Raw genomic sequence first — 17,777 nt, 5'->3', positions numbered from 1 at the left:
CCAGGGTGGAAATCGACGGATACCCCGATCGTCTCCACCCGAAGGGGGAACAGTGCCCAGGAACGACGGCATCGGCGGAACTCCCCGCCTCGCCCGATACATCTCGTTCAGATCTGCGGACGGTTCGGCAGCGTCCATTCCGGACCCGCCGGACCGACTCACCCGGTCGCCCAAGCTGTCCCGGGCGGTCCACGACGCGAACTCGACCGCCCGTACCCACATCCCGAACCGAACCACCGGCGAGTGTCACCGGTGCGGCGGCGTGCCCGGCCCCTGCCGGCCGTTCCTGCGGGCGATCGCCATCCTGGATCGGTGGGACCCCAGTAGCGCCCGGCGGATCCGAGCCGTACTGCATCTCTCCGGGCTGATGCCCGCCGGATACCCGCACGACGACCAGGACGAGTCCGCCGAGTCGTACGGAGCGTCGGACGATGCCTGACGATGAAGCTCTGGTGTGCCCCGGTGATCTGGTGGCGCTGCGGCAGTGCGACCACTTGGACGGCAAGCGCCCGGTCCGGCTCCGAGTCCAGGAGGTCTGGCCCTCCCCCGAGTGGCGCTCGTGGGTGCTGCTCTACGGCCGGGAGATCAACGACGAGGAGCCTGACCGCGACGGCAAGGCGGTCGGGGTCCAAGCGTTCAAGGACGTGCTCGGCCGGCCGGGCGTTGTGATCAAGACGGACCGGAGGCTTCCGCCCGGTCCTTGCTGAGCGCCGCCGCTTCACGTAACCGCCGGAGTTCCTTTACCAGAAACCTGCTGCCGCTCATAGACCTTCGCGCCCCTCAATTCAACACCGGACGCCACGCGCCGGCCACCGGCACTCCCGACCCCACCCGCAACCCTTCCCGTCACCACCGAGTCACTCCGGGTGGTGATCCATCTTCCGTCGACTGAGGGTGGCAGTCCAGGATGGAAATTGACGGACAGCGTCCCACTGAACACCCCGGGGCGCAGCACTTCCCACCGGTCTTTGGGACCCTGAGGGGGGCCGGCAACCCCCGACCGGGTGTCTCGGACGGGAGATCCGGGAAGCTGCGCCCCGGGGTCCAGCTCCACACCTGCGATGCCCAGGGGAGGGCTCCGCTGCGAGCTCAGCCGGCGGTGACCCGGTTCAGGACGTGATCGCGCGCCTCGGCGTACCGGGTGCGGATGGCGGGCACCGCGTCGGCGGCGTACTCCTCGGTGTCGGCCGGGGTCCAGTCCGGCGCGTCCGGGGTGCCCAGCGCCAGCCAGGCGGCCTGCCGGGCGGCACCGTCGGCGACGTACTCCCCCGGCGGCGGAACCAGCACCGGGCAGCCGAACACCTCGGGCGCGATCCGGCGTACCGCCGCAGAGCGCGCCCCGCCGCCGACCAGAATGACCCGGTTGACGGCCGCGCCCTGGGCGATGAGGGCGTCCAGGCCGTCGGCGAGCGCGCAGAGCATGCCCTCGACGGCGGCCCGCGCCAGGTGCGCGGGGGTGCTGCTGGCCAGGGTGAGCCCGTGCAGCGAGCCGCTGGCCGTCGGCCGGTCCGGGGTGCGTTCCCCTTCGAGGTACGGCACCAGCACCAACCCGTCGGCGCCGGCCGGCGCGCTCAGCGCCAACTCGGCGAGCCGTTCGTGGTCGACGCCGAGCATCTTCGCGGCGGCGTCGAGCACCCGGGCGGCGTTGAGGGTGGCGACCAGCGGCAGGAACCGACCGGTGGTGTCGGCGAAGCCGGCGACCGTGCCGCTGGGGTCGGCGGCCGGGGTGTCGGCGACGCTGAACACGGTGCCGGAGGTGCCGATCGACACGATCACGTCGCCGGGGCGGGCGCCGACGCCGAGCGCGGCGGCAGCGTTGTCACCGGCGCCGGGGCCGAGCGGGGCACCGGAGCGCAGCGCGCCGGCCGGGTCGGTGGGGCCGAGCACGGTCGGCACCAGCGGCGTCCGGCCGAAGGCGTGTTCGAGCAGGTCGGGGCGGTACTGGCCGGTCGCCGCTGACCAGTAGCCGGTGCCGCTGGCGTCGCTGCGGTCGGTGCGCAGCGCGGCCAGGTCGCCGGTGCCGGCCAGCCGCCAGGTCAGCCAGTCGTGCGGCAGGCAGACCGCGGCCGTACGGTCGGCGGCGGCCGGCTCGGTGCGGGCCAGCCAGCGCAGTTTGGTGATGGTGAAGCTGGCCACCGGCACCAGGCCGACGGCGTCGGCCCAGGCCTGCCGGCCGGCGGTGCCGCCGCCGAACTCGTCGATCAGTTCGGCGGCGGCACCGGCCGAGCGGGTGTCGTTCCACAGCAGGGCCGGCCGGACCACCTGGCCGGTCTCGTCCAGGCAGACCATGCCGTGCTGCTGGCCGGCGACGGCGGCGGCGGACACGTCGTCCAGCCCGCCGGCCGCGTCGACGGCCTGTTGCAGCGCCGCCCACCAGGCGTCCGGGTGCACCTCGGTGCCGTCCGGATGCGCCGCCCGGCCCTCGCGGACCAGCTTGCCGGTGTCCGCGTCGCGGATCACCACCTTGCACGACTGGGTCGACGAGTCGACGCCGGCGACGAGGGTCACGGCTGGTCCTCCAGGAGGGGTCGGGTGGTTTCGCGTTGGACGGTACGGGATCAGCGGGCGCCGAGCAGGTGCTCGACCGCGAGCTGGTTGAGCCGGACGAAGTGGAAGCCCTGCTCGGCGACGGCCTCTGGGTCGAAGTCCTCGAAGCTGGCCCGGTCGGCGAGCAGATCGGTGTAGGTCTCGCCGGGGTTGAGGGTGGGCACGGCGAGGTCCGGGACCTTGCTGGCGGCCAGGGCCTCCTGCACCTCGGGGTCGGCCCGGAACGCGGCGGCCCGCTCCTTGAGCAGCAGGTACGTGCGCATGTTGGCGGCGGCGGACGCCCAGACGCCGGTGTAGTCCTCGGTGCGCGACGGCTTGTAGTCGAAGTGCCGGGGGCCGTCGTAGGCGGGGGTGCCGTCGGGGCCGCCGTTTTCCAGCAGGTCGACCAGGGAGAACGCGTTGAGCAGGTCGCCGTGGCCGAAGACCAGGTCCTGGTCGTACTTGACGCCGCGCTGGCCGTTGAGGTCGATGTGGAACAGTTTGCCGTGCCACAGGGCCTGGGCGATGCCGTGGGTGAAGTTGAGCCCGGCCATCTGCTCGTGGCCGACCTCGGGGTTGAGGCCGACCAGCTCCGGGTGGGCCAGGCTGGAGATGAACGCGAGCGCATGCCCGACGGTGGGCAGCAGGATGTCGCCGCGCGGCTCGTTGGGCTTGGGCTCGATGGCGAAGCGCAGGTCGTAGCCGCGGTCGAGGACGTACTGGCCGAGCAGGTCGACGGCCTCCCGGTAGCGGTCGAGCGCGGCCCGGATGTCCTTGGCGTGGTCGTACTCGGAGCCTTCCCGGCCGCCCCACATGACGAAGGTCTTCGCGCCCAGTTCGGCGGCGAGGTCGATGTTGCGCAGCACCTTGCGCAGCGCGAACCGCCGGATGGAGCGGTCGTTGCTGGTGAAGCCGCCGTCTTTGAAGATCGGGTGGCCGAAGAGGTTGGTGGTGACCATCGGCACCACCAGGCCGGTCTCGTCGAGGGCCTTGCGGAACCGGGCGATGTGCTGGTCGCGGCTGGCCGAGTCGGAGCCGAACGGGATCAGGTCGTCGTCGTGGAAGGTGATGCCGTAGGCGCCGAGGTTGGCGAGCTGGTGCACCGCCTCGACGGCGTCGAGCGGGCCTCGGCTGGCGTCGCCGAACTGGTCGCGGGCCTGCCATCCAACGGTCCAGAGCCCGAAGGAGAATTTGTCGGCCGGCGTGGGCTGGACTGTCATGGTGACCTCCGCGTAACACGACAGATTTGTTTAGTGATTGAATTATTTTCCCGGCGTGTGGCATTGTCAAGGCCATGCGCACGCCAGAATCCCCGCTCCGCCAGGCTGGTCTGCGCGAGCACCATCTCGGGCTGGTGGTCCGCCAGGTCGCCGCCGCCCAGCGCCCACCATCCCGCGCCGAGATCGCCGCGACGACCGGGCTTACCCGGGCCACCGTCTCGGCGCTCGTCGACGAGCTGATCGGCGGCAACCTGCTCACCGAGGTCGCGCCGGTGCCCAGGACGGGTGCCGGCCGGCCGGCGACCGGGCTGGCACTCGCTGCCGACGGCCCGGCCGGTCTCGGCCTGGAGATCAACGTCGACTACCTGGCCGCCTGCCTGGTGGATCTGTCCGGAACGGTACGCCATCGGGCGGTGCTACCGGCGGATCAACGGCCGCACCCGCCGGAGCTGGTGCTGGCCCGGCTCGCCGCGCTGGCCGACGAGGTGCTCACCGCGCCGCAGGTGCGCGAGCTCCCGCTGGCCGGCGCCGCGCTGGCCGTACCCGGGCTGGTGACCGGGGACGGGCTCGTCCGGCTCGCGCCGAACCTCGGCTGGCACGACGTGGACGTTGCCGCCGTGCTGGCCGCCGACGGCGGCCCGCTCGCCGACGTACCGCTGACCGTGGACAACGAGGCCAACCTCGCCGCCCTGGGTGAGCTGCACGCCCGCCACGGCGAGCCGGCCGACTTCGTCTACGTCTCCGGTGAGATCGGCATCGGTGCCGGGATCGTGCTGGACGGCCGCCTGTTCCGGGGCACCCGGGGGTGGAGCGGTGAGCTCGGCCACCTCGCGGTCCGCCCGGACGGGCCGAGCTGCCGCTGCGGGGCACGCGGCTGTCTGGAGCAGTACGCCGGGCAGGAGGCGATCCTGCGCTCGGCCGGCCTGGCCGGGCAGGGGCTGACCGCCACCGAGGCGCTGCGGCAGGTCGCCGATCGGGCGGCACGCTCCGAACCGCAGGTCCGCCGGGCGTTGACGGCGGCGGCCGCCGCGCTCGGCGTGGTGCTCGCCGGGGTGGTCAACCTGCTGGATGTGCAGACCATCGTGCTTGGTGGCATCTACGCGCCGCTGGCACCGTGGCTGTCGCCGGTCGTCGAGGCGGAGATCGGCCGACGGGTGCTGACCGTCGGCTGGTCGCCGGTGACCGTCCGGGCCTCGCTGCTGGGTGCCGAGGCGGCGGCGACCGGCGCGGCCGGCGCGGTGGTCCGGGCGGTACGCGACCACCCGGCACCCTGGCTGGCCGCCGGCTGACGCCGACGGCCAGGTCAGTACGCGCCGCGATCAGGGCCAGTTGGTGTCAAGGCCCAGGTCAGTACGCGCCGCGGCCGTTGACGACCGCGCCGAAGGTCTTCCACAGGATGGTCAGGTCGCTGGCCAGCGACCAGTTCTCCACGTAGTAGAGGTCGAGCCGGATGCCGTCTTCCCAGGACAGGTCGGACCGGCCGCTGACCTGCCACAGGCCGGTCATCCCGGGCTTGACCAGCAGTCGGCGGGCGACGTCGCCGTCGTAGCGGGCCACCTCCGACGGCAGCGGCGGTCGCGGACCGACCAGGCTCATGTGGCCGAACAGTACGTTCGCCAGCTGTGGCAGCTCGTCGAGCGAGTACTTGCGCAGGAACCTGCCGACCCGGGTGATACGCGGGTCGTCGCGCATCTTGAACATCAGCCCGTCGGTCTCGTTCTTGGCCGCCAGTTCGGCGAGCAGCTTGTCGGCGTCGACCACCATCGTGCGGAACTTGTAGACGTGGAACTCCCGCCCGCCCTGGCCGACCCGGACCTGCTTGAAGATGACCGGGCCTCGGCTGTCGATCTTGATCGCCAGGGCGAGCAGGGTCAGGATCGGCAGCAGCAGGGTCACCGCCAGCAGCGACACCGACCGGTCGACGAAGCCCTTGACCAGCTTGCGGGTGCCCCGGAACTCGGGTGCCTCGACGTGGATCAGCGGCAGCCCGGCGACCGGCCGGGTGTGGATCCGCGGACCGGCCACGTCGGTCAGCGCCGGGGCCAGCACCAGGTCGATGCCGGTGCCCTCCAACTGCCAGCCGAGCCGGCGCAGCCGGGTGGCGGTCAGCTCCCCCGACGCGGTGACCGCGACGGTGTCGGCGCCGGTCGCGGCGGCGGCGTCCGGGATGTTGCGGAACGAACCGGCGACCGGCACGTCACCGAGCCGCTGCGGCACCGGGGCCAGCAGCGCGTCCGGGATGCAGGCGCCGACCACCCGGTAGCCCGCGTACGGCTCCCGCCGCAGGGTGTGCACCAGCTCCAGCACGTGCGGGGTGTCCCCGACCACCAGCACCTTGCGGAACCACCCCGTCCCGGTGGCCCGCTGGCGGTGCAGGTACTTACGGGCACCGAACCGGCCGGCGACCAGACCGACGGTGCCGACCGAGAAGGCCACCGCCAGGAAGCCCCGGCTGATCCCGACGTTGGCGACGTAGCCGATGATCGCCACGGTGCCGGCCAGCCGCAGGCTGGCGGTGATCACCCGCCGGTACTCGTCGGCGCCGTAGCCGAGCACCCGGTCGTCGTAGCAGCGCAGCAACTTCAGCGAGGCCAGCCACGCGATCATCAGACACGGGGTCGTCAGGACGTACGGTAGGTCCGCGCCGGTGGCTTCCTCGGCGCCGAAGCGCACCAGGTAGCCGGCCAGCACGGCGGCGCAGAGCACGCCGATGTCAAGGGCGGCGATCGCCCGAATGTAGGCACGCTGTCGCGCGTGCAGCACTGCGGTGGGCGCTCCCGGTGTGGATTCCGGTTGCACCACCGCAGCGTTGACCAAAGTCGCCGACGTCACTAGCCCTCCCCAGCTTGCTCGAGTCGACGCAGACCCCGGGCACCTCGCTGGCCCGTCGTTGGTACCGGTGGTGCCACGGCACCCCGATATCTTGGCCCACCATCCGGCACGGCCGAAGCTTGCGACAGATTACCGTCAGTCGGCCAGAGGGCTTCCACAATAGAGGTACAATATGGAGCCATTTCACAACCCTCAGTCACTCGGTGACTCGACAAAACCTCTCGAACCGCCACATCACCGACTCAGCGCACGGTTGTCGGGCGGAGAGCGATCGCCTTGAGCAAGATGTCACCGATGTTGGCCGGATCCTCGGTTACGAACACCCCGCCACCGGTGGTATTGGTGATCGACTCCAGTTCCTCCTGACTCACCCCGTCGCCGATGCCAACGTAGATCACCTGGATGGGCCGCTGTGGATCAGCCGTCTCGGCCAACTCGGCCAACAGCTCATCCTGGGTCAACCCGCTGTCGTCCTCGTTCCTACCATCAGTGAAGATGACCACCGAGTTGACACGCCCGGCTGCCCATTCGTCCTGCACCGCCAGATAAGCGGCGAGCGTCGTGTCGTACAAACCGGTATTTCCGTTTCGCTTCGGCACGACCTCCGACAGCGACGCTTCCAACTCGGCCCGACTGCTACTCAACGGACTGATCGGTACGAGTTCCCGCCAGTCCTGCTCGCCGTCCAGCTCAGTGGAAAAGATCCACAGTCCGAGAGCCCACGAATCGTCGAACAGACCGAGCCCTCGGCGGGCCGCCTCCCGGGTGAGATCGGCGCGGGAGACGTTGTCCGCGGTGGGCACCGGCTCCAGCATCGAACCGGAAACGTCGATCACCGCGAGCATCTGGGCGGGCAGGGTGACCGACGTCCAGGTGGCGAGGGTCCGGTCGATCACCACCGGGTCCAGACCACCGGCCGCCGTACCGCCGGAGTCCGGGGTGACGGTCGCCGGTGCGGTACCGGCCGGGCTGGGTGCCCCTTGGGGCGCGCTGAAGCCGGCACCCCAGGTGCCGTCCGGCGCCCGTAGACCCTGATCACCGAGCCGGTTACGGAATCCGGCACCGGTCAGCACCGAGTAGAAGGCGGCCGCCGCCGCGGCCTTCGCGGGGTCGGCACCGGGCAGCACCGCGTACGGGTAGTCGAGCGACATCGGCGCCGGCTCCAGGTACAGCGCCGCGAGCGCGATCGGCGGCTGCGCGGCGTTGTACTCGATCACGTCCTCCTCGGACAGGGCGGCGGCACCGAGCGCGGAGGCGACCGACGCGGGATCGGCCGACCGGGGGAAGCGGGCGATCAGGTCCTCCCGCAGCGCGGACCGGCCGGTGGCCAGGGCGCGCAGCGCCGCCGTGGTCGCCTGCTGGGCGTTCGCTCCCGCCTCGCCGGCCGCCTCACCGAGGGCGAGCAGGCCGGACAGGCCGGCCGCGTCGCGGGTCGGTTCGACGATGCCGGTCCGCAGCTCGGTGCCGGTGGTGATCTGCTGCAGCAGGTCGGTCCAGGTCAGCTGCTGGTCGGGCCAGCCCAGGTTGGTAGCCACCGGCTCGGGCATCGCGACCACCACTGGGCTACGGGCCACCGACTCGTTGTTGGCCGGGGTGAACCCGGGGGCCAGCGAACTCAGCCGGAGCAGCCAGGTTGACGAATCCGGCACCCATACGTCCGGCGCGATCGCCGTACCGCTGGCCTGACCGACCCCGGCCAGCGCGACACCGTGCTGCCCGGCCACCACAGCGGCCACGTCGACCGGGTCGGATGCGGCGACCTGGACCGCGACGCAGGTGTCACCGAGCGCGCCGCCCTCGGCCCGCCACTGGTCCGCCGCCGCCTGCACGGCGGGCGCGATCTCCGGTGCGGCGGAGACCACCAGCGGCAACGCCCCGGAGCAGGACGGGGCGGTGAGACGTTGGTAGCCGAACCAGACCCCGGCGGTGACGACGACAAGCGCCATCGCCGCTGCGATGGCGCCTGCTCCGCGAACCCGACGTCGCATCCGATGGCGGCCTGGCACGGTCCCATACTCCGGATGAGCAGGCCACCGTGCCAGGTACGTTCGGACGAAAGTTACGGAGGAGAAACACTTGAATGGAAATTGGTGACTTCAGGTAGCCACGCCACTTCCGTACGTTTCGAGAAGTCCGGCAGGATGCTGTCGACCTCGACAAACAGCCCGTCGCGTCACGAGCCGGGCATCAGCCGCACAGTCCTCAGAAACCCGGCAGGACGCAGGTCGGCGTCGGCGCCGGGACCGGGTCGCCGACCGGGGCCGGCACCCCGTCCGACGGGTCGATCACGAACACGCCCACCGAGTCCGACCGCTCGTTGGCGACGTACAGATGATCGCCGACGATCGCGAAGTGGCGCGGCCAGTGGCCGCCGGAAGGCACCTCGGTGACGTACCTCGGCTGGTCGGGGGCGGCCAGGGAGAAGACCGCGACGGTGTCCGGGCCGCGGTTGGCGACGTAGAGGAACCGGCCGCCCGGCCCGACCGCGATCTCGGCGGGCTGCGCCCCGCCGGCCGCACCGGCGGACGACTCGCTCGCCGGCACCCGCTCACGCTCGGTCAGCCCGCCGGCCCCGTCGATCTCGTACGCCGTAACGCTGGCATCCAGCTCCCCCACCAGGTACGCCCACCGGCCGTCGGGGTGCCGGGCGAGGTGCCGAGGGCCGCTGCCCGGCGTCGCCGCCATTGCCGGGTCCGGCTCGGTCAGCGTGCCGGTCGCCAGGTCGAGCAGGTAGCGGTGCACGGCGTCGGTGCCCAGGTCGACGACGTACAGCCCGGCATCGTCCGGGTCCGGGGAGACCATGTGGGCGTGCGGGCCCTCCTGCCGGTCGGGTCGCGGCCCGGTGCCCGAATGCGTCTGCAGATCGGTACGCGGCAGTAGCGCCCCGTCGTCGTCGACCGGATGCACCGCGACGCTGCCGCTGACATAGTTCGCGCTGACCAGATGCCCACCCGTCGCGACGAACGCCAGGTGGCACGGGCTCGACCCACCGGTGGACTGGCTACCCAGCGGACGCAGCCGGTCACCGTTGACCGACCAGGCGCTGACGGTGCCCTCGTCGACCTCGTTGACCGCGTACAGCACCGGACGGCGCGGGTGCCGGGCGAGGAACGACGGCGAGGCACACTCGGCGGCCAGCGTCGGCTCGCTGAGCCGGCCGGTCGCCGGGTCCCGTCGGGCGACCATCACCCCGGTCCCGTTCCCACCGCCCTCGGCCGTGTAGCAGCCGAGGTAGATCGTCTCTGCCGCCGGATTCGGCTCCGCTACGCGCACCGGACTCCCTTCCGCCGTCCGCGTCGGCCCGGCTCGGCCGAAACCCGGGCCGCCGACGTCGGACGCTCGATTCAATCCGAACGATCCTATAGGATCTTTGATCTACCCGCTGCCGAGCCAGGCAACCAGGGTCGACAGCCCGCGGGTCGAGCACCGAGGAGGGTCCCGTGCGGCCAGCGCGTCGTCTCACCCTCACCGACGACGTGTACGAGACCGTCCGCGCCCAGGTGATGGACCACGTGGTCGCCCCGGGCGCCCGGATCAACATCGACGCCCTGGCCCGCGATCTGCAGGTCTCCCCCACCCCGGTGCGCGAGGCGCTCGCCCGGCTGGAAGCCGACGGGCTGGTCCGCAAGCGCCCACTGGTCGGATACACCGCCACGCCACTGCTTACCCGCGACGAGTTCGACGAACTCGTCGAGATGCGGCTGATCCTGGAAACCGCCGCCGCCCGACGGGCCGCCGCCCGGTCGGCGACCGCCGAACCGGCCGTCCTCGGTCTGCTCCGCGAGGCCGCCGCCCTGCCCGGTCCGGTGCCCGGCGCGCAGGGCTACGCGAGCATCGCCGCCTTCACCGCCCAGGACGCCCGGTTCCACAACCTGCTCGCCGAACAGTCCGGCAACCGGATGCTGCACGACGCGGTCGTCCGCCTCCGGCCACACCTGCACCTGTTCCGGCTGCACTTCCCGCCGACGCACTACCGCACCAGCGGGGCCGAACACCACCGGATCGTCGACGCGGTGGCGTCCGGTGACCCGGACCGGGCCGAGACAGCGGTACGCGAGCATCTACTCGCCGCCCGGCAACGCCACCTCCCCTTCTTCCGGCAGGGCTGACCCGATGCGTGTCGCACTCTTCGTCACCTGCGTCAACGACGTGCTCTACCCGGGCACCGGACGGGCCGTCGTGCAGTTGCTGGAGCGGCTCGGGCACACTGTCGACTTTCCGCTCGACCAGAGCTGCTGCGGGCAACTGCACGGCAACAGCGGATACCGGGCCGAGGCGATACCCCTGGTCCGCCGGTTCGTCGAGACGTTCCGTGACCACTCGGTGGTGGTCGCGCCGTCCGGTTCGTGCGTGGCGATGGTCCGCGACGCGTACCCGCGGCTGGCCGCCGACGACCCGGCGCTCGCCGCTGCGGTCGACGAGCTGCGACCCCGGGTGTACGAATTGTCCGAGCTGCTGGTCGACGTGCTCGGCGTCACCGACGTCGGAGCCAGCTTCCCGCACCCGGTCACCTACCACCCGACCTGTCACGGGCTGCGGATGCTGCGGCTGGGTGACCGGCCGCTGCGGCTGCTGCGCGCGGTCCGCGGGATCGACCTGCTCGACCTGCCGGACGCCGAGGAGTGCTGCGGTTTCGGCGGCACCTTCGCGATGCGCAACGCCGCCGTCTCCAGCGCCATGCTGGCCGACAAGTGCCGGGCGGTACGCGGCACCGGTGCCCGCTACCTGGCGGCGGCAGACAACTCGTGCCTGGCCCACATCGGCGGCGGGCTGGCCCGGTCCCGGGCACCGGTACGGGCGGTGCACTACGCGCAGATCCTGGCCGGCACGGCGGAGGAGCCGAATTGACCAGCACCAGCACCAGCACCAGCGGCAGCAACGACAGCGGCACCGGCAACGTGACCGCCCGGCTGCCGTTTCCCACCGCGGCGGCCCGCGAGCTGGGCAACGCCCAACTGCGGGCCAATCTGCACCGGGCCACCCGCACCATCCGGGGCAAGCGGGAACGGATGGTCGCCGAGCTGCCGGACTGGGAGGCGCTGCGGGTCGCCGGGGCGGCGGTCAAGGACGACGTGCTGGCCCGCCTGCCCGAGCTGCTCGAGGAGTTCGAGGCGGCGGCCACCGCCGCCGGGGCCCAGGTGCACTGGGCGCGGGACGGGGCCGAAGCGGGCCGGGTGGTGACCGACCTGGTCCGGCGGACCGGCGCCGACCAGGTCGTCAAGATCAAATCGATGGTGACCCAGGAGATCGGGCTCAACGAGACCCTCGCGGCCGCCGGCATCGAAGCGATCGAGACCGACCTCGCCGAGCTCATCGTCCAGCTGGCCGGCGACACACCCTCGCACATCCTGGTCCCGGCGATCCACTACAACCGGACGCAGATCCGGGAGATCTTCGCCCGCCGGATGCCCGGTGTCGACCTGACCACCCTCACCGACGACCCGCCAGCGCTGGCCGAGGCGGCCCGCCGCCACCTGCGGGAACGGTTCCTCTCCGCGCGAGTGGCGATCTCCGGGGCGAACTTCGCCGTGGCGCGCACCGGCACCCTGGTGGTGGTCGAGTCCGAGGGCAACGGACGGATGTGCCTGACCCTGCCGCAGACGATGATCTCGGTGGTCGGGGTGGAGAAGATCGTCCCGACCTTCCAGGACCTGGAGATCTTCCTGCAGCTGCTGCCGCGTTCGTCGACCGGCGAACGGATGAACCCGTACACCTCGATGTGGACCGGGGTGACCCCCGGCGACGGGCCGCAGCAGCTGCACATCGTGCTGCTCGACAACGGCCGGGCCGACACCCTCGCCGACCCGGTCGGCCGCCAGGCGCTGCGCTGCATCCGCTGCTCCGCCTGCCTGAACGTCTGCCCGGTCTACGAGCGGGTGGGTGGCCACGCGTACGGCTCGGTGTATCCGGGGCCGATCGGGGCGATCCTCTCCCCGCAGCTCACCGGCCCCCGGGCCGGAGCGAACCGGACCCTGCCGTACGCCTCGACCCTCTGCGGTGCCTGCTTCGACGCCTGCCCGGTACGTATCGACATCCCGCAGGTGCTGGTGCACCTGCGCCAGCGTGGGGTCGACGAGGCCCGCCGGCGCCCGTCCGCCGAGCGCGCCGCGATGGGCGCGATGTCCTGGGTGATGCGCGACCGCCGGCGGTACGCCGCCGCGCTGCGCGCCGCCCGGCGGGCCGCCGCCCCGGTCCGGCTGGTCGCCGGGCGGCGCGGCACGGTCCGCCGACTGCCGTGGCCGTTGGCCGGTTGGACGGCGAGCCGGGACGCGCCGGTGCCACCCCGGCAGAGTTTCCGTGACTGGTGGCTGACCCGCTCCGACGACATGACCGGACCGCAGGACGACAGCGCCGGACCGCACGAGGACGGGAGGAAGCGGGGTGGCTGACGCGCGTACCGAGGTCCTGGCCCGGTTGCGGACGGCGCGGGACCACCAGCCGGCACCGCTGCCGGTGCGGGTGCCACGCGACTACCGGACAGCCGGCGCGGACCCGGCCGGCGCCGACCAGACCAGCGCCGACCAGACCAGCGTGGACCCGGTGGCGCTGTTGGTGGACCGGCTGGTCGACTACCGGGCGACGGTGCACCGGTGCGTTCCGGACCGGTTGGCCGACCGGATCGCCGAGGTACTCACCGGGGTACGCCGGGTCGCGGTGCCACAGGACCTGCCGGACGACTGGCTGGGCGGCTGCACCGCCGAGGTACTGCGCGACGGCCCGACCCGACCACTGTCCGTCACCGACCTGGACCAGCCCGGCCTGGCCGCGCTGACCGGTTGCGCGGTGGCGATCGGCCGGACCGGGACGGTGCTGCTGGACACCGGGCCGGCGCAGGGCCCGCGCCGGCTCACCCTGGTGCCCGACCACCACGTCTGCGTGGTCCGGACCGACCAGGTGGTGGCCGAGGTGCCGGCGGCGCTGGCCCGGCTGGCCGACCCGACCCGACCGATCACGCTGATCTCCGGGCCGTCCGCCACCAGCGACATCGAGCTGAACCGGGTGGAAGGGGTGCACGGGCCGCGCCGGCTCGACGTCGTGCTGGTCGACACCGGCCGGCAACCGGCGGCAGGTCAGCCCGCCGGCACCGGCTGACCGCGCAGGTACGCCACATGCTCGACCAACGCGATCAGCACCGTCTTGCCCGAGCCACGGTTGCGGGCGTCGCACAGCACGATCGGCACGTCCGGGTCGAGGTCGAGCGCACGGCGCACCGAGTCCTGACTGAACTGCTGCGCCCCCTCGAAGCAGTTGACCCCGACCACGAACGGCGTGCCCCGCTGCTCGAAGTAGTCGACCGACGGGAAACAGTCGGCGAGCCGGCGGGTGTCGGCCAGCACCACCGCACCGAGCGCGCCGAACGCCAACTCGTCCCAGAGGAACCAGAACCGGTCCTGCCCCGGCGTACCGAACAGATAGACCTGCAGATCATCGTTGATGGTGATCCGGCCGAAGTCCATCGCGACGGTCGTGGTGTTCTTGCCCTCCACCCAGGACGTGTCGTCGGTGCCCAGGCTGGCGCTGGTCAGCACCTCCTCGGTCTGCAGCGGCCGGATCTCACTGACCGCGCCGACCAGGGTGGTCTTCCCGACGCCGAAACCGCCCGCGATGAGTATCTTCAGCGCGAGTGGGACCCGTCGGGAGGGCTGATGCCGGTTAGAGCGCACGGAGTCCATTGACCACCGCCTTGAGTATGTCGTCGTGGGGGTGAGCGGCCGAAGCCGGGGGTTCGTAGAGGGCGATCAGTCCGGCGGCGAGCAGGTCCCCGAGCAGGACCCGGACCACACCGAGCGCGAGATCAAGGTCGGCCGCCAGATCGGCGACCGAGACCGGCTGCTGGGCCAGCCCGACGATGCGCCGATGTTCCGGCTGCAGCGGAACTTCGGCGCCGGCACCCTCCGGGGCTTTCGCCACCACGAAGGCCAGCAGGTCGAAGGTGGCACCGGTCGGCTGCACCCGACCACCGGTCACCGCGTACGGACGGACCACCGGGCCGGCGTCGGAGTCCAGCCAGTCGTGGGGTCCGGCCGGGTCACCCCGCATCGGATTGCGCCGCAGGTGTCCGGCTCGGCGCGCTGAGAGTCTGCCCGACCCTGGTGACCAGCATCGCCATCTCGTACGCGATCAGGCCGATGTCCGCGTCGGCCGCGCTGAGCACCGCCAGGCAGGCCCCGTGCCCGGCCGCGGTGACGAACAGGTACGCCGACTCCATTTCGATCACGGTCTGCCGTACCGGGCCCGACCCGAAGTGCCGGCTGGCGCCCTTGGCGAGGCTCTGGAAGCCGGCGGCCATCGCCGCCATGTGCTCGGCACCCTCCCGGGTCAGCCCTCGCGACGCGCCCATCAGCAGGCCGTCGGCGGACAGCACGACGGCCTGCTGCGCGGTCGGGACCCGGTCGACGAGGTCGTCGAGCAGCCAGTCGAGGTTCATCGCATGCCGCATGGTGTGCACAGCTACAGCTCCCTCTCCGACTCTTCCGTCGCCGGGGGCGGCAGCACCGCGCCCGGAGGCGGAGTCGCGGTGCCCCGGACCGGGCCGGTCGACCCGGTCGGGGACGGTTCCGATGCCACGGAAGCCGGCTCGTCGCCGGAACCGGGGGTGCCGTCGCCGACCGGCAGCACCGGGCCGCCGTCGACGATCGGCGTCGTGTCGCCGGTACCACCCGGCTGCCCGGCCGCCGGCAGGCCGGCCGCCTGCCGGCCCCGGGCGGTTCCCGCCTGCAACGCGGACATCAGGGACCGCACCTCCTGCGGTGACCGTTGCGGGGCTTCCCGCAGCGGCTGACCGTCGGCCCCGGACGAATCGGGTGCCTGGCGCAGTTGGGGCGCCAGGCTGGACTGGCGTACCCGGCGCGGCAGGCCGTCCTCGGTGGTCGCGCCGGCGCCGCTGGACCGCCGGGTCGGCAGGGTGGTGGGACGGCGGCGGGCCGGCAGCTGAACCCCGGTCGGCTCCGTTGCGGGCTCGGGGGTCGGTCGGCCGGCCGGGTCCGGTCCCGGGCTCGGGCTCGGCCGGAGGGCGGTCAACGCGTCCGGCTCGGGGCTCGGCCGGAGGGTGGCCAGCGCGTCCGGCGTGGGAGTCTGCCGGACCGTGGTCAGTGCGGTAGGCGGCCGACTGGACGGCAGCGCCAGCACCTCGGACTCGGGCACCACCAGCTCCGCCGGGATCAGCGTGACGGCGGTGATCCCGCCGAACGGTGACGGCCGGAGCCGGACCCGTACGCCGTGCTTGGCCGCCAACTGGGCGACGACGAACAGGCCGAGCCGGGCGCTGTTGTGCGGGTCGAAGTTCGGCGGCTCGGCGAGGCGCTGGTTGGCGTCCTCGATCGCGTCCGGTTCCATGCCGAGACCCCGATCCTCGACCTCGACCGCGTACCCGTTGGGCAGGCTCTGACCGATGACGGTGACCCGGGTCTGCGGCGGGGAGAAGGACGTGGCGTTCTCGATCAACTCGGCCAGTAGGTGGATGACGTCGCCCACGGCCCGGCCGGCGACCGCCGCGGCCTCCACGGTCGTGACGTGCACCCGGGCGTAGTCCTCGACCTCGGAGACGGCGCCCCGGATCACGTCGACCATCGGCACCGGGTTGCGCCAGCCCCGGCCCGGTGCCGCTCCCGCGAGGATCACCAGGTCCTCCGCGTGCCGGCGCATCCGGGTCGCCATGTGGTCGACCCGGAACAGGTCCTCCAGCTCCGTCGGGTCGGTGCTGCGCCGTTCCATCCGGTCCAGTACGGCCAGCTGCCGGTGCAGCAGCGTCTGGCTGCGTCGGGCGATGTTGAGGAACGTCTCGTTCAGCCCGCGACGCAGCGCCGCCTCCTCGACGGCCGACCGTACGGCGGTCCGCTGCACCTCACTGAACGCGTGCCCGACCTGGCCGATCTCGTCGGCGCCGTACTCCAGCGGCGGGGCTTCGGTGACGACGTCGACGTCCTCACCACGGCGTAGCCGGGCGACCACCCCGGGCAGCCGCTCGCCGGCCAGCTCCAGGGCGGCGGCGCGCAGCCCGGTCAACCGGTGGATCAACGACCGGCCGACCCGCAGCGAGATCACCACGGAGACGATCACCGCGGCCAGGCCGACCAGGCCGGCCCCGGCGAGCCGGGCCAGGATGGTGATCGCGGTCGGCATGCTGCGTTCGGCCAGCGCGTCGGCGGCGAGCAGCTCGAAGTCGCGCAGCTGCTCCTGGACCAGCTGGTAGCTGGCCCGCCAGCGGGACTCGGAAACCGGCAGCCCGTCCTCGGCCGGCCCACCGGCGATCAGCGTGTCCTGCATCTGCCGCAGCCCGGTGTAGTCGTCACCGGCGGCGAGCTGGTGGTAGGTCCGGCTGTCCGGGTCCGGCAGCTCGGCCACCGCCCGGTCGAACAGGAACCGCTGGTTGGCGACGATCTGCACCAACTGCAGGTGGCCGGCGGCGGTCAGCTCGCCGGCGGCGAAGGCCCCGGCGAGCAGAGCGTCGGTCCGGCCGAGCAGGTCGCGGCCCAGGCCGATGTCGGTCAGCGCCCGCGCCTGCCGGTTGATCTCGTTGTCCGGCAGCCCGGCCAACGCTGCGAACATCTGGAACGCGGTGTCGACGATGCCGCTGTACAGGCCCAGCGCGCCGGCTGCGTCCATCTCCCGACGTTCGACGAACCCTCGGCCGGACGGCAGCAGCTCCAACTCGGACAGGGTCGCCGCGATCCGCTCGTCCAGCACAGACGGATCCGTCGGCGGTTCGTCGCCGCGAGCGGAGCTCCGGAACTCGTCGACCGCCGCGTCGGTGGCCTCCCACTGGTCTCGCAACTGCCGCAGGTCACCGGCGCGCAGCGCGTTCTGCCCATCGGCGCGGGACAGGTACACCACGGAGAGTCGGCGTTCCCGCTGCAGCTCGGCCACCACCGCTTCGCCGGGGCGGCCGACGTCGTCGAGCAGTGCCTGGGCACCCAGCAGGCTCAGCGCCGGGCCGACGGTCAACGACGTCGCGAAGATCCACAGCGCCAGCAGCGCGGCGATCGGGACAGCGACCAGCGCAACGATCTTCGAGCGGATCGACCAGTTGCGGGTATTCATCAGACCTCGCCGGCGCGGTGGTGGCTGAGCTGGCGCGGCGGATGCGAACCGACCGGTCCGGGTGAGTGGATGGTCAGTCGTGTCCGGCGCCTCCGGAAGGATACGTAATTAACGGCTCAGGCACTACCAGAGGCACTCAGCGGTCGATTGTGGGCACGG

Annotated in this window: 16 protein-coding genes; 7 read left to right on the top strand and 9 right to left on the bottom strand. The window is 72.3% G+C overall.

The features are described from left to right. The first annotated feature begins 52 nt into the window (after positions 1–52). On the top strand, positions 53–439 hold the full coding sequence (locus O7629_RS04060) for a hypothetical protein (RefSeq protein ID WP_278167562.1): 387 nt from the start codon (positions 53–55) through the stop codon (positions 437–439). Next, entirely contained in the window at positions 432–707 is a 276-nt protein-coding gene (locus O7629_RS04055; protein WP_278167560.1) for a hypothetical protein, read from the top strand. The genes O7629_RS04060 and O7629_RS04055 overlap by 8 nt, the downstream gene beginning before the upstream one ends. A 382-nt stretch (positions 708–1,089) precedes the next feature. On the opposite strand, the gene xylB is transcribed toward O7629_RS04055, so the two are convergent. Then, entirely contained in the window at positions 1,090–2,508 is a 1,419-nt protein-coding gene (gene xylB, locus O7629_RS04050) for a xylulokinase (RefSeq protein ID WP_278167558.1), read from the bottom strand. A gap of 50 nt (positions 2,509–2,558) precedes the next feature. Next, a complete protein-coding gene (xylA, locus tag O7629_RS04045) occupies positions 2,559–3,746 on the bottom strand; it encodes a xylose isomerase (protein ID WP_278167556.1) in 1,188 nt (395 codons plus the stop codon). Positions 3,747–3,820: 74 nt separating this feature from the next. On the opposite strand from xylA, the gene O7629_RS04040 reads away from it, so the two are divergent. Next, positions 3,821–5,035 (top strand): ROK family protein, encoded by a 1,215-nt coding sequence (locus O7629_RS04040; protein ID WP_278167555.1) that lies wholly within the window; start codon positions 3,821–3,823, stop codon positions 5,033–5,035. 58 nt (positions 5,036–5,093) lie between these two features. Here O7629_RS04040 and O7629_RS04035 read toward each other — a convergent pair whose 3' ends face one another. The 3 genes from O7629_RS04035 to O7629_RS04025 all read right to left on the bottom strand — a co-directional run bounded on the left by O7629_RS04035 (position 5,094) and on the right by O7629_RS04025 (position 9,851). After that, positions 5,094–6,548, bottom strand: a complete 1,455-nt coding sequence (locus O7629_RS04035) for a sugar transferase (protein WP_347403715.1) — start codon at positions 6,546–6,548, stop codon at positions 5,094–5,096. A gap of 272 nt (positions 6,549–6,820) precedes the next feature. Further along, positions 6,821–8,524 carry a substrate-binding domain-containing protein gene (locus tag O7629_RS04030; RefSeq protein ID WP_278167554.1) on the bottom strand — a complete coding sequence of 568 codons (1,704 nt, stop codon included), beginning with the start codon at positions 8,522–8,524 and terminating at the stop codon, positions 6,821–6,823. 256 nt (positions 8,525–8,780) lie between these two features. Continuing rightward, positions 8,781–9,851, bottom strand: coding sequence for a lactonase family protein (locus O7629_RS04025; RefSeq protein ID WP_278167553.1), 1,071 nt, complete (start codon positions 9,849–9,851; stop codon positions 8,781–8,783). 167 nt (positions 9,852–10,018) lie between these two features. On the opposite strand from O7629_RS04025, the gene O7629_RS04020 reads away from it, so the two are divergent. Genes O7629_RS04020 through O7629_RS04005 form a run of 4 tightly spaced genes read left to right on the top strand, consistent with a single transcriptional unit; the run spans position 10,019 to position 13,670 of the window. Continuing rightward, positions 10,019–10,687 carry a GntR family transcriptional regulator gene (locus O7629_RS04020; RefSeq protein ID WP_278167552.1) on the top strand — a complete coding sequence of 223 codons (669 nt, stop codon included), beginning with the start codon at positions 10,019–10,021 and terminating at the stop codon, positions 10,685–10,687. 4 nt (positions 10,688–10,691) lie between these two features. Further along, the gene (locus tag O7629_RS04015; RefSeq protein WP_278167551.1) at positions 10,692–11,426 is read left to right on the top strand and encodes a (Fe-S)-binding protein; all 735 of its coding nucleotides are present in this window, start codon (positions 10,692–10,694) and stop codon (positions 11,424–11,426) included. Between the two features lie 50 nt (positions 11,427–11,476). Continuing rightward, a complete protein-coding gene (locus O7629_RS04010) occupies positions 11,477–12,967 on the top strand; it encodes a lactate utilization protein B (RefSeq protein ID WP_278174396.1) in 1,491 nt (496 codons plus the stop codon). Beyond that, a complete protein-coding gene (locus tag O7629_RS04005) occupies positions 12,960–13,670 on the top strand; it encodes an LUD domain-containing protein (protein ID WP_278167550.1) in 711 nt (236 codons plus the stop codon). The genes O7629_RS04010 and O7629_RS04005 overlap by 8 nt, the downstream gene beginning before the upstream one ends. Here O7629_RS04005 and O7629_RS04000 read toward each other — a convergent pair. From O7629_RS04000 to O7629_RS03985, 4 genes are read right to left on the bottom strand one after another with little or no spacing between them, the layout of a single operon-like run. Beyond that, on the bottom strand, positions 13,649–14,251 hold the full coding sequence (locus tag O7629_RS04000) for an ATP/GTP-binding protein (protein WP_278167549.1): 603 nt from the start codon (positions 14,249–14,251) through the stop codon (positions 13,649–13,651). The two genes, O7629_RS04005 and O7629_RS04000, sit on opposite strands and share 22 nt — an antisense overlap. Further along, the gene (locus O7629_RS03995; RefSeq protein ID WP_278167548.1) at positions 14,232–14,618 is read right to left on the bottom strand and encodes a DUF742 domain-containing protein; all 387 of its coding nucleotides are present in this window, start codon (positions 14,616–14,618) and stop codon (positions 14,232–14,234) included. Before O7629_RS03995 ends, O7629_RS04000 begins: the two co-directional genes overlap by 20 nt. Beyond that, entirely contained in the window at positions 14,608–15,006 is a 399-nt protein-coding gene (locus O7629_RS03990) for a roadblock/LC7 domain-containing protein (protein ID WP_278167547.1), read from the bottom strand. Before O7629_RS03990 ends, O7629_RS03995 begins: the two co-directional genes overlap by 11 nt. Positions 15,007–15,029: 23 nt before the next feature. Next, positions 15,030–17,618 carry a nitrate- and nitrite sensing domain-containing protein gene (locus O7629_RS03985; RefSeq protein WP_278167546.1) on the bottom strand — a complete coding sequence of 863 codons (2,589 nt, stop codon included), beginning with the start codon at positions 17,616–17,618 and terminating at the stop codon, positions 15,030–15,032. Positions 17,619–17,777: the final 159 nt, after the last annotated feature.

It is taken from the genome of Solwaraspora sp. WMMD792 (assembly GCF_029626105.1).
Classification (GTDB): domain Bacteria; phylum Actinomycetota; class Actinomycetes; order Mycobacteriales; family Micromonosporaceae; genus Micromonospora_E.
The sequence above is the reverse complement of the archived record's forward strand: the minus strand, read 5'-3'. Positions and strand labels throughout refer to the sequence as shown.